This is a genomic window from Chitinophaga sancti, from assembly GCF_034424315.1.
In the GTDB taxonomy this organism is placed as follows: Bacteria; Bacteroidota; Bacteroidia; order Chitinophagales; family Chitinophagaceae; genus Chitinophaga; species Chitinophaga sancti.
The window spans coordinates 2,489,497-2,501,792 of record NZ_CP139972.1 but is presented as its reverse complement, the minus strand read 5'-3'; the positions used below and the strand labels follow the sequence as shown (position 1 = coordinate 2,501,792).

The following is a 12,296-nucleotide window of genomic DNA, read 5'->3' as shown; positions in this document are numbered from 1 at the left end:
TAGTCACTCAATTTGATTACATCATCTCCACGAGAGATGTATTTATGATCAACTCCATTTGACCAGCTGCACGGTGATAAATTTAAACGAAGTCACTACAATTTTTCATGACTGTAGCTGAGCAGTCCTGCATTGATCAGGGATGTTATCCGGGAGAGATTCGTGTCACAGCTGTTTAATAATGTTTTGATTTTTATGGGTGTCTGGCAGTACGAGATAATTGTCTGCGTGAGTGAATCAGTTGGATAAACAGCTGGCCATGCGGGATCATCCAGCTGAATACTGCCGGGCGACAATTGCACCACGGGAACGGAGGTGTAGACAAGCGTTTCCTCATCAGGTTTATTGTCTGCATTGCTTACATAATACCGTACCTGTTCTTTATAGTATTTCCAGGGTACGTCGATTTTCGGCAGGTATTCTTCCTGGCTGGAAATGGCCGGTATTGGTGATAAACTGGTGTTTACAGGTGCTTCGTTGGCGTTGTACTTTTCTACGGCCTGTGTGATGGCTGTACAGAGAATGTCTGCGCAGGTTTCCTTGTTATAATTGGCTGCATGTTTTAAGGCGGCGGCCGACATGTTTTTTTTGAGTTCTGTATTGGTGAGTAGTGTTTTGGCAAACTGCATCGCTGCAAAAGTATCCATCCTGATACCGGCATCTGTTACCCAGGTGGGCATGAGGAAACCTGTTGTGCCGGATATGATAGTATCTTTCAGCCCGCCGTAAGCCGCTCCCAGCAAAGGTGTGCCGCATGCCATGGCTTCTACAGGTGCGTACCCGAAGTTCTCATCAATTGAGTTGGTAGGGTGAATGAAAAGGTCCATCGCATTATAACAGGTGGCAAGGTCATCGTTTGTCAGGTTGGCCGGGAAGTATAGCAGGTCATTTTGCAATCCCTGTTTTTCAATCAGCTGTTGAATATACATTGGATAGTTACTGGTCTGATAGTTCAACACGGGGTAGTCTACCCAGTATTTCCCGATCACAATACCTTTTACTTTCCGGGGAAGTAATTGTTTCTTCAGCTGGGCGAGAAAGTCAAGGTAGCGGTGCAGGTTCTTCTGCGGCAACAACCTGCTTACAAAGCCTACTACAATGTCTTCTTCCTGCAGCCCCAGTTGTTTCCTTACCTGGTTCTTTGGCATGGGTTTGAAGCAGGTACCATCTACTGGTAGCGGAAGGTGGCAGAGAGCAGGGGCGTTGCCAGCAAACATGTTGTTAAGAATGTCGATGTCTGACTGGCAGTTGACGATCAGCATATCTGAGGGCCGGAGTTTTTCGAGATGCGTTCTCAGGAATCTCTGGTTAAGAATTGTGCCTCCATGAATTCCGAAGATGAGAGGACAATCCGGGTGTGTGTTCAGTTCCCAGCCCGCGTTACCCATGAAGTTAACGATTGCATCAGGTGTGTCGCTTATTTCACCATTATTGCTGATGGTAACTGTACAGGTATCGAACCTTTTTGTAATGGTATCCAGGTAAAATGCTTTTGTTCTTTCCAGGCTGGGCCACATGGATTCATTGAATTCCAGTAATCCGATTTTCATAGTGAATGAGTTATTTATTTTTCAGACAGGTAAATACGACAGTACCATCTGCCTCTTTCGTTTACTGTTATCTTTTCTTCAGTAACGTGGTAATGCTTGTCAATAGCATCCAGTAATCGTTTGTTGGGAGGGGTTTCATAAACGGAAAGAATGATTGCCCCACCGGGTTTTAAAAATGAAAAGTACCTGTGCATGAGCTGAATAGGGTAACTGGCATAATATAGCGATTCATTGAAAATGATCATGTCGAACCTGTCACCGGTGGGTTGCCAGGTTTCCATATCAGCAAGCAGATATGTATTTTGGGTATCCTGAAGATATGCGGTACGTGTAATGGCGACAGTAGATATATCTATGCCTGTGAAAGTAGCATATCGCTGTTTGTCCATACCAGACTGTAATAGTCCTTCTCCACAGCCTACTTCGAGGATGTTTCCTCCGGTAGCATATTTATATATGAAGCTGCGCACAGATTCAAAGCGTTTTTCTTCAAGTGGGGATTTAAGAACATCCCATGCGCCCTGTGCATATTGTTTATCCCATGTAGACGCTTGTATGTTCATTTTGAGGGGTCATTTGGTTCAAATCAAATATAGAAAAAATCTGCCTGCCGGTAGTGAAAAAATGTTATATTTAAAATTGAATGAAACCCAAACGTAACTAACGAACTACCATTAGTATGTTAATGCCGATAACTGACGATCATCTCGTGGATGAGCAGATACAGCTGGCGAATGCTACTTCAAGGCCACTTTACTTAATAATTATTGCAACCAAACCCTGTTATATCAAACTGGCAAGCCTGATACTTGCGATGAGCAAAAAAGGGTGTGCATTCCTGGTAATAGATGCGGGGCAGCATTATGAGAAGAAGCTGGTACACGCACGTCATGAATTGCAGTATGAACATCTGATTTCAATTTTCCTGAATGTGAGAGGTGATCTGCTGGGAAGGACGGCAGAGTTGGCAGACCGTGTGAATTGGTTATATATTTATCTGAAGAAGCATCAGTTTAAAGGGCAGGCCATTCCGGTAGTATCAGGGGATACCTCTACAGCTGGAATGTTTCCTATTCTCTGGTATTTCAAGACACGACTGCGTAGTATTCACGTGGAAGCCGGGTTGAGGTCCTATTCTCCTTTTGCCAGGCAGCAGATGCCGGATAATTTTCCTGAGATCCTTGATCTGCAAAGGACCCGGGAGGGCTGGACAATGGTACAGGATGAACCATTTCCCGAAGCAGCAGATACGCGGCTGGCATCTGTTTGTTCACAATTGTTTTTTACACCGGTTTCTTTAAACAGTAAGAACATGTTGCGGGAGGGCGCTGATAAAAAAGACATTCACCAGGTAGGTTCATTAAGTGCTGATGCGCTTGAACTGATCATGAAAGAGACGGTGCTGACATCGGTTTTTGAAGTGTATCCGTTTTTGCGTGAGGGGAGCTGGTTAAGGGTAGATATTCACCGGCGGGAGAATATTTGTTACCAGGTACTTTCAAGTTTATTTGAAGCTATACAAGAGCTGTGCGGCAGGGGATTCCGTATTGTGATTGTGGTGTCTAATGCCCTGAATAAGGGCATTCGTACACTGGGGCTTGGAGATGTATGGGCAGCCCTGCAGGAACAGGAGGGCGTAAAGGTGACACCATTATGGACCCATTATCAGCATGTGATAGAATTTATGCGTTCTCCGCATTGTCGGGGTATATATACAGATAGCGGTGGATTACAGGAGGAAACACAAGTCCTGGATATACCCTGTATTACCTGCAGGTACAGTACTGACCGGCCGGAAACAATATGGCAGGTACAAAACAATATCCTGGTGCCTCCATATAGCGCATCCCTGATCAGCAGTTCCCTGGAATATATACTCGAACATGACCGGAGTATTTTCAGTAACCATGATAAACTACTTTACGGTCGTAATGTGGGAGAAAAGATGGCAGACATCTTACAGGATTATATACCACTGCCGATGCTGACAATACAGGATATTTTTGATGATAGTATTTTATAGCAGCATGTTGAGATGGGGCAGGTACTGAACCTGCATAAGCGATTGCTAAATTTTTTCTTTGCTTCGCTGAGCGGATATTGGCGGAAAATTCCTCATTTTGAGTTGCGGAACTGGAAGGGACTGCTGGTATATTCGTCCAGCGATTTAAATGCGGCACCAATTTCTTTGAAATAATTGATCAATGCGCTTAACTGTTCTGTTTCTTTTTTATCAGTTCCTTTTCTGAATGCCCTCTCATGCATGAGGAGAATTACTTTGTTCCCTATGCTCGTTTTTAGCATTTTATCCCTGACCTGTTTCCAGGTTTCGGTGGGCCGGTCCTTCCATATATTTTCCGGTGCATACCTGTCTATGTTGGAAGATGCATCGTGGTGAAAATCGAACGTCATTCTCCATTCAGTGTTCCAGCCAAATACGTTATAGCCGGCGCGATACAGCTCTTCAGCGCCTTTGCGGCTGTCTGTTTCAAAGTGCCGGATGAGTGCTTGTGTACTGCCTTCCGGTTGTTGTGGATCTGATACATACCATGTATTGCGGCCCGGTAGCCTGGCCAGCGGCATTTTCTGGCTGAGGGCAAGTGGATACATACAGGACGCAGTGTCTATTTCCTGCATATCGTAAAGGAGTTGATGAATAGTGTCTTTTGATTTTTCGAAATCAAGCAATATGGAGCGCCTGTTCCCATTATCATCTATTCGTATACCATTGTTTGTATAATAATCAGCATAACAGTCATTGGCGTGGGAGTAGCTATGGTTGCCGATTGTATGGTGGATATAAATTTCTTTTAACAGTGTTTGCAATTGCGTGCGGTCCTTTTTAATAGCATAGCTTAGCTGTGTGCCTACCAGGAAGAATGTAGCCCTTACATTTGTTTCTTTTAGCACAGCCAGTACTTCTTCGGTACCTTCCTGGATACCATCATCAAAAGTCAGGTAAATTTCCATGTAATAGCTTTTCTTTTGGAGATTTATGTTAAAATAATAAAAATTTATCTAAATTAAGTTTCAGAAGATACATCTTATAAAACCCTCTGATGACATTAAGAAATATCCTGTTTATTCTATTTTTAATATTTTCCTCTAATGGTTTGCGCGCACAACATTCTATTGCCGGCAAGGTGGCTGATTCTTCCTTTCAGCCGCTCCCATTTGCAACTATAGTGCTTCAGGCAGACAGTAGTTTTATAGCTGGTGCTACCGCGGATGAAAGCGGGCACTTTGCCATCAGTACTATTGATCGTTTGCATGGTCATTATACATTGACCGTTTCGTTAATGGGCTACCAGACATTGAAGCGGAACTTTAGCTACCCTGATACGGCTTTTCTATCACACATTATATTGGCAAGGGATAAACGAACGCTGGCAGGTGTAACGATAGCGGGCAAAAAGCCGCTGGTGATCAGGAAGGCTGACAGGTATATTGTAGATGTAGAGAATAGTTTTCTTGCCAATGGCAATTCAGGGCTGGACGTGTTGAGAAAATCGCCTGGTGTATGGGTAAGTAATAATGGCAGTATCCGGATTAAAGGATCTCAGTCGGTCCTGGTCATGATCAATGATGTCGTGCAGCGTATGTCTGAAGAAGAGCTGGCTGAGTACCTGAAAACTATCCGGTCGGAGAATATCAGTAAAATAGAAGTGATTGCTAACCCACCGTCCGAATTTGAAGCGGCAGGTGCAGGTGGTATTATACATATTATTCTTAAAAAGGTAAGAAATGACGGGTTTAGCGGTGGGGTGTCCACACAGTACCGTCAGCAGGGAACAAAGCCCTACTACGGAGGAACAGCCACGGCAGATTACCGGGTGAAGAACCTTTATTTGTCCGGGGCATACAGTTATGTGAAAGACAAGAGTATTTATTTAGCCACTAATAATATTGTATATCCCGATAAAGGAGTGTACAGCAGCCGGACCGACAGGGACAACAATGCGGGGCGGCATCAGTACCGCTTTGGTATAGCGCTGGACATCGGGAAAACTCAGACTATCAACCTGCAGACCCTGGCTACAGTTAATGACCTGAATGAATCTTTTATCACCGGGATCCGTTACCTGCCGGGTACAGATACGATAACTGGTGTAGCGAATTCCGGGAGAACAAGGGATGCTAACCTGCAAAGTACTACGCTCAATTATGTGTGGCGGACAGACAGCAGCGGTTCTCAGTTGAAGGTGATTGCAGATTACACCAATAGCAGTAAGACTGAACTTAATAATTTCTCCTCCCGGTATAATGATCCGTTGCGAAATTCTACCTACAGGAACAATACTCCTAACAATACCAGCATACTTAGTTTGCAGGCTGATTATACGAAAGTATTAAAAAATAAAACGGAAATAAAAGGAGGCACAAAACTATCTGCTGTAAAACGGGATAATGAAATTATTCGCGAAGATTACACAGATGACAATTGGGTATTGAATGGTGCGGGGAGTAATCATTTTATCTATAAGGAGTATTTGCTGATGTTTTACTCATCTGCGGAGAAGACATTAGGACGAGTTGTGCTAAAGGCTGGTTTACGGGCAGAGCAGACTTATACAAAAGGTAATTCGGTCACGTCCGGTCAGAAGTTTGACAGAAACTATTTCGGATTGTTTCCTTCATTTTTTATGATGTATACATTGAATGAGACGCAGGGTAATTCGATACGTCTGAACTATACCCGCCGATTGCAGCGGCCATCATTCACCGCTTTAAACCCTTATCGTTTGCAGTTTGATGACTATACGGTGCTGATTGGCAATCCGAACCTGTTGCCACAGTATAGCCATAACATTTCAACAGGTTATACCTTCAGGAATGAGTATACTGCAGAATTGTATTTTTCCCGGACGAATAATGTCATTGCCGAACTGGCATCTTCAGCGGGTAATAATGTAATTGAATACCAGTCAAGGAATTTTACAAATAGTACCGAGTATGGTGTGAGCCTGGAAGCACCTTTTAAGGTGATGAAAGGATGGACAGTCAATAACAGTTTTTCGTTATATAATTTATCTTACCGTCTTGATTCGTTCAGTATTAACCGGACCTCTTTTTCCCTAAAGTCAATACATACGATTGTATGGAACAAAGTCATAGACATTGACGTGGTAGCAGATTATCGTTCGCCATATGTGAGTGCTAATTCCAGGATCCCTCATATGTTTTCGTTTGACCTGGAGTTTACAAGGAGAATACTTAAGAACCAGGGAAGAGTGCGGCTGTTTCTGGCAGATATTTTCAACACCTTACGGGAGAAAGAGACGACCGACTATTACAATACGCATATAGACTTTTATCAAAAGCGGCCCACCCGTATTGTTGGTGTAGCGTTTTCTTATACATTCCGTTCAGGGAAAAAATTCAGTAATAAAAAGATTGATCAGGGTAATACTGATGAAAAGGGGAGAATAGGCAATTAAGCGCCTGCAGTTTGCAAGAGTGAAAGGGTTTTGCCCTGTATGGTGATGCGCATGTTCAGTCCGTCCTGCTGTTCCTGTGTGATGATGCCCTGAAGAAAGAGGAGTCTGCCAAATCTTTTAATATGCGTCCGTAAATTCCGTTTTAGTTGTTCTGATTCCTGCAGGAATGCATCCAGGAAAAATTTAGGGCGGGGGATTATATATGATAGCACCAGGCATTCGGTTAAAGTCAGATCGTTTGCCGGTTTTGAAAAATAGAACCAGGAAGCATTTGCCAGGCTATATACATTAGGACCCATTTCTATGATATTCAGATAGTGTTCCAGTATTTTCATTTTAGGAATATGAAAGAAGTGTTCCAGCAGCAGTGCAATGAAGATTTCTTCTATTTTTCTGTAGAGTGTTTTTTCATGGTTCAAAAAAAGATTACGTACCAGTTGCATGGTGATGGTACTTGCGCCCCGCCGAAATTCACGGTTAATAATATTTTGTACAATACTATAACCGATGGCCATAGGGTCTAGCCCGCGGTGCTTAAAGAACATTGTATCTTCTGAACTTAGTATAGTGGCCAGCAGTAGTGGCTGTATTTGCCCGATGTCCAGGTAGTGATGGCTGGTATTAACCGGCTTTTCGTTGAGGTTGTGCCAGTTTGCCGGACATTCAGCCAGTTGCAGCTCGTTGTTCTGTAACTCCAGTTCAAAAGTATGTTCCCAGAGATTATTTGTATTGCAGGTGAAGACTGCGTTAACGGATGCTACTGTACCGGTGAAGGACAACCCGTATATTTTCCGGTAGCTGAAATCGGGGAAGGCCCGTAGAAAATCAGCTATTGAAATCTCTTCCAGCCGGATGCCCGCCTTGAAATGGTTGTGGCTGAAATCGTGTGTGCCATACAGGGAAAACCGCAACTGGTTATACCTGGCGGTAGCTGTTTCTGCCAGTGTAAAAGCATCTCCGGACAGGTGGCAGTCCATGTGAAGTGATAAGTGCTCCGCCCTAATTTCTTTCGAAGACAGCACATGGCTGCTGATGGTACCTTGTTCAACCAGTAAACTAAGTGACAGTGCACTATCCGTTATATTTGTAATGTTCAACAGGCTATTGGAACTGAGGAGAAGCATTCCGGGAGATTGTGTTTCGTTGGCAGAGAAATGCAGGTTACCCTCTCTTTTTTCTATTGCCAGCTTTTTGATGGAAAAGGTGTGGCGGCCGATAGTCATCGTTACTGCAGCTATATCAGTATGCAGGGGAATATGTTTTTTTAGTCTTGAAAGCAGCCTGAATACCCCTTTATAATGTATGGGCTGCAGGGGGAAGGCGGGTTGTTTTACAGGAACCGTGTTTTCCGGTGCCGGATGCCTGGCGGAAAGGATGTTCAACTGGATTGTAGCTGCAGATAGTGAACTGAGTAGTAATTCCTTCCTGAGTAAAGTCCTTAGATTTATTTTGCCATGAATGCCAGTAGCGGTGAACGAGAGTTTATGTTTCTTCCGGATATGTAATTCTTTCATCGTAAAGCTGCCATCCAGGTGAAATCTGATCTTTCCTACGGTAAAGAAAATATTGAGGGCTTTACCCAATTTTTCGCATGCATTTTTCTGTTTGTTACTCAGCCATTTACTACCAGGGTAGCCGTTTGTAAGAAGTATTATTACGAGCTGTCTGATAATAAAAAATGTGGATGGGAGGGAATTCATCAATGGAAAAGGGTTATGACTTGTAATATACAAAAATAAGTACGGACCCCCATTGTTTTAAGCAGCATTTCAGGAAGAGGTGACACAGGTGCCAGTTTCACTACTGCTTCAGCTTATATTGCAGACGTAAGCTCTGACGAAACTACCAGGGCCAGGAATTTCGGTATGATCGGTGCCGCATTCGGACTCGGCCTGAGCCTTTATGCAATAGGTTTGATACTCTTTGCTTTTGCAACAGAAAGCTGGATGATGTTCGCATTTCTGATTCCCTATTGTCTCGGCGGGATCTGTGGCCCTTCCCTTCAATCTGTTATTTCAGGCCATGTACCGCGTAATCAGCAGGGAGAGCTGCAGGGTGCACTTACAAGTTTGATGAGTCTTACAACGATCATTGGCCCCCTGGTAATGAACAGTACCTTCACTTACTTTACTACAGATAAAGCCCCGTTCTATTTTCCAGGTATACACTTTTTAATCGGAGCAGTTTGTATGCTCCTAAGCATTGTGATCACTTATAAAGTATTAAGCCGCGAGAAAAGAGAGCATCCTGAGCTGAGGGATGTGATCTCCAGAGGTGGCGATTTATAACTTTTGAATGCACATATCGACCCGGTCCTCCCTAAAATGAAAATCACTGCCTCCAAAAATACAAACTGGTTGGTATTGTTTTTTCTTCAATATTCACTGAACTTCATCCTGTCATTCATTACACCATCCATAACAAAAAAAAGTTTAATGATTCCTTTTCCTACCGTGTTTTCACCCTTTTAGCCGGGAGAATAACGGATTCTGACCGCTGGGATGATCTGTTAAAACCCCTTTCAGCAAAGGGTTTGGTGTAAAAGGTGTTTTCCCCCTGTCATTTTTAACAGCACTTGCTACCTCGCCTTATCTATGGTTTATCCTTATTTTTATTTCAACATTTTCTAACCTCAAATTTTATTTTATGGCAAAGGAATTAACCTCATTCACCATGGGAAAGCTAATTGATGCTACAGAAGCTCAACTTACGCTGAATAAAAGAACGAGCATGACAAGTAAAATGCAGTTTGCGCATTCTTTTGTAAACAATTTAATTAACGAACCTGCATGTAAGAATTATTACGCCGATCAGATCAACGGGTATTTATTTGACAGGGAAGAGCTGATAGATTTCCTGCAGAAAGGAAATGCAACCCATGTAGTAATTGTGATGGGGGCACATTTGAAAGATGAGATGAACTTTAAAGAGGGAGATCCTACAGTAATGGTGCTTAAAACCACAATGCCACAGGATGGTAATCCCACAGGGAATAATGATACCCTCCGGGCACAGGTGGATGGAACCACTGTGGCACTGGAACATCCTCCCGGACAAATGATCACCTCCATTGTAAATGGGCAGCTGACATTTAATTTTATCTGAGAAACTTCCTAAATTGTATAAAGAGCACTACAACTACTTTATGCATATACAGGAATATCTAAGCACCCTTTCAATATGGAGCATTCTATTACCTCTGTTTACCGGGTTTCTGTATTTTAGGCGTCTTGGAAATGACTCAAGAATTATTTTAGGGATAGTAGCATTAGCTACTATCCCACAGTTATTGCGGGCATTCATGATGAAAGGAAGCGCCCTGAACATATCCTATAATTTGTATACGATCTGTGAGGTGGTGTTATTCTATTGCTTGTTTGTTAATAAGCTTTTTTCCTATAGTCGTAAGAGAGTTTTTGTGTTTTCAGGTTTGTTAGCCTTATTATGTAATGTTTGTATGATACTCGTTTATGGCCTGATGGAAAGATTTATCAGTGAACTTGTATGCCTGAATAACTTTATTTACACAGTATGGATGCTGTTGATCATCCTGGATCAATATGCCACCGATGACTGGGAGATCAATCCTTCGATGCCTTTTTTCTGGTACCTTTTAGGTTTATTATTGTACGCTCCCTGCACCATGCTGATCTATTCATTATGGCCATATATTAAGCGATATCCGGATTCTATTCTCAGTCAGCTGTGGGTGATTCAGTATATTTTTAATATTATCATGTATGTATTGTTTGCAGCAGGTTTTTTGCATGAGCGTAACCCAAAAATTACTGCCAATGGATAAGGATATTATACTAAGTATGGTCATTGCGACGCTGCTCTTCCTGCTAATGATCTGTTTTATTGTCACTTTCTGGATGATTTACCGGCGCCGCAGGGCTGTGCACCGGGAAGAGAAAAAACAACTGCATGTGGCTTATGAAAAGGAGATCCTGCACTCCCGGCTCGAGATGAAAGAACAAACCCTGAAGCATATTTCTGAAGAGATTCACGATAATATTGGCCAGATATTAAGTCTTGCAAAACTTAACATCAGCATCATGGAGAGTAACTGCCCGGAATCATTACGGGAAAGGATTGGCGATACCAAACAACTGATCAGTAAAGTGATCCAGGATCTGCGGGATTTGTCCGGGAGTATGGATACAGATACCATCACAGCACGTGGGGTATATGCGGCTATCTTAGCGGAGCTTGACAGAATAAAGAAGACAGGGGCATATTTAGTGAACTTTAATAGTAGCGGAACTGTTTGGCGAATGGATTCCAGCAGGGAGCTGATCTTGTTCAGGATCTTCCAGGAGGTGCTGAACAACCTGATCAAACATGCTTCCGCCAGCGTGATTGATATAGATATTTGTTACACAGCTACACTTTGTACCTTAAGTATTGCGGATAACGGGAAGGGATTTGACATCACCGCGCTGCCTGAATCGAGGGGAATGGGGCTTCGCAATATGGAAAAGCGAAGCGCCATGATCGGTGCCTCATTTCAGCTGGAAAGTAATGTATTAAACGGCACGCTCATTCGTATTGTTTTTACTCCTTAATTAAGCAATTAGAACCCCATGAACTCAAAAGTAAAGATAGTACTGGCAGATGACCATGTACTGTTGCGCAATGGATTGGCGCGTGTGATCGAAAGTTTTGGTAATTATGATCTGCTTTTTGAAGCGAACAATGGAAAAGATCTGATCGAAAAGCTGGATGCCCATCATCTGCCTGACATCGTATTGCTGGACATTAATATGCCGGAGCTGGATGGCTATGAAACCTGCTTATGGTTGCGGGACCAGTACCCTGTCGTACGGGTACTGGCCCTGTCCATGTATGATAATGAGACGGCCGTGATCAGGATGTTCAAAGCAGGGGCAAGGGGCTATATTCTGAAAGATTGTGAACCCGCGGAACTGAGGAGTGCCCTGGCGGCAATATCAGGGAAAGGGTTCTACTATTCTGAAATGGTCACAGGGAAACTCATTAGCTCCATCAGCGGGAGTGACAGCAATCCGAATAAAATGGTGCTGGAGCTGAATGACCGGGAACTCATCTTCTTAAAGATGGCTTGCACAGAGATGACCTATAAAGAAATTGCAGATAAAATGTGCCTGAGCGCAAGGACCATCGATGGTTACAGGGATAGCCTGTTTGAAAAACTCAATGTAAAAACCCGGGTAGGACTTGTCACCTATGCGTTGAAGAACGGTATTGTACTGCTGGATAACCTCCCTTAACAGGGGTGAAAACACCCTGATATTCTCCCTTATTTTCACGTTGTCTAACCATGGAG

General features: G+C 43.2%; 11 protein-coding genes. 7 read left to right on the top strand and 4 right to left on the bottom strand.

Features of this window, described 5'->3' with window-relative positions:
- Positions 1-95: 95 nt before the first annotated feature.
- Both U0033_RS09420 and U0033_RS09415 read right to left on the bottom strand, forming a co-directional pair.
- Positions 96-1,550: a glycosyltransferase family 4 protein gene (locus tag U0033_RS09420; RefSeq protein ID WP_072356986.1), complete on the bottom strand. Its 1,455-nt coding sequence runs from the start codon at positions 1,548-1,550 to the stop codon at positions 96-98.
- Positions 1,551-1,564: 14 nt separating this feature from the next.
- Positions 1,565-2,113 carry a class I SAM-dependent methyltransferase gene (locus U0033_RS09415; protein WP_072356987.1) on the bottom strand — a complete coding sequence of 183 codons (549 nt, stop codon included), beginning with the start codon at positions 2,111-2,113 and terminating at the stop codon, positions 1,565-1,567.
- Positions 2,114-2,229: 116 nt separating this feature from the next.
- On the opposite strand from U0033_RS09415, the gene U0033_RS09410 reads away from it, so the two are divergent.
- The gene (locus U0033_RS09410; RefSeq protein WP_083571316.1) at positions 2,230-3,573 is read left to right on the top strand and encodes a UDP-N-acetylglucosamine 2-epimerase; all 1,344 of its coding nucleotides are present in this window, start codon (positions 2,230-2,232) and stop codon (positions 3,571-3,573) included.
- A 92-nt stretch (positions 3,574-3,665) separates the two neighbouring features.
- Here U0033_RS09410 and U0033_RS09405 read toward each other — a convergent pair whose 3' ends face one another.
- The gene (locus U0033_RS09405) at positions 3,666-4,520 is read right to left on the bottom strand and encodes a polysaccharide deacetylase family protein (RefSeq protein ID WP_072356989.1); all 855 of its coding nucleotides are present in this window, start codon (positions 4,518-4,520) and stop codon (positions 3,666-3,668) included.
- Between the two features lie 89 nt (positions 4,521-4,609).
- On the opposite strand from U0033_RS09405, the gene U0033_RS09400 reads away from it, so the two are divergent.
- A complete protein-coding gene (locus U0033_RS09400) occupies positions 4,610-6,988 on the top strand; it encodes an outer membrane beta-barrel family protein (protein ID WP_072356990.1) in 2,379 nt (792 codons plus the stop codon).
- Here the strand turns inward: U0033_RS09400 and U0033_RS09395 are convergent.
- Complete coding sequence (locus U0033_RS09395; RefSeq protein ID WP_322518502.1) at positions 6,985-8,571, bottom strand: biosynthetic peptidoglycan transglycosylase; 1,587 nt, start codon at positions 8,569-8,571, stop codon at positions 6,985-6,987. The two genes, U0033_RS09400 and U0033_RS09395, sit on opposite strands and share 4 nt — an antisense overlap.
- A gap of 282 nt (positions 8,572-8,853) precedes the next feature.
- Between U0033_RS09395 and U0033_RS09390 the strand changes: the two genes are divergently transcribed.
- The 5 genes from U0033_RS09390 (at position 8,854) to U0033_RS09370 (ending at position 12,240) form a co-directional block, all read left to right on the top strand.
- Positions 8,854-9,276 carry an MFS transporter gene (locus U0033_RS09390; RefSeq protein ID WP_072356992.1) on the top strand — a complete coding sequence of 141 codons (423 nt, stop codon included), beginning with the start codon at positions 8,854-8,856 and terminating at the stop codon, positions 9,274-9,276.
- Positions 9,277-9,634: 358 nt separating this feature from the next.
- A complete protein-coding gene (locus U0033_RS09385; protein WP_072356993.1) occupies positions 9,635-10,093 on the top strand; it encodes a hypothetical protein in 459 nt (152 codons plus the stop codon).
- Positions 10,094-10,445: 352 nt separating this feature from the next.
- Positions 10,446-10,790 (top strand): hypothetical protein, encoded by a 345-nt coding sequence (locus U0033_RS09380; RefSeq protein WP_072356994.1) that lies wholly within the window; start codon positions 10,446-10,448, stop codon positions 10,788-10,790.
- Entirely contained in the window at positions 10,783-11,556 is a 774-nt protein-coding gene (locus U0033_RS09375) for a sensor histidine kinase (RefSeq protein WP_072356995.1), read from the top strand. The genes U0033_RS09380 and U0033_RS09375 overlap by 8 nt, the downstream gene beginning before the upstream one ends.
- An 18-nt stretch (positions 11,557-11,574) precedes the next feature.
- Positions 11,575-12,240: a response regulator transcription factor gene (locus U0033_RS09370; RefSeq protein ID WP_072356996.1), complete on the top strand. Its 666-nt coding sequence runs from the start codon at positions 11,575-11,577 to the stop codon at positions 12,238-12,240.
- The last annotated feature ends 56 nt before the right edge of the window (positions 12,241-12,296 follow it).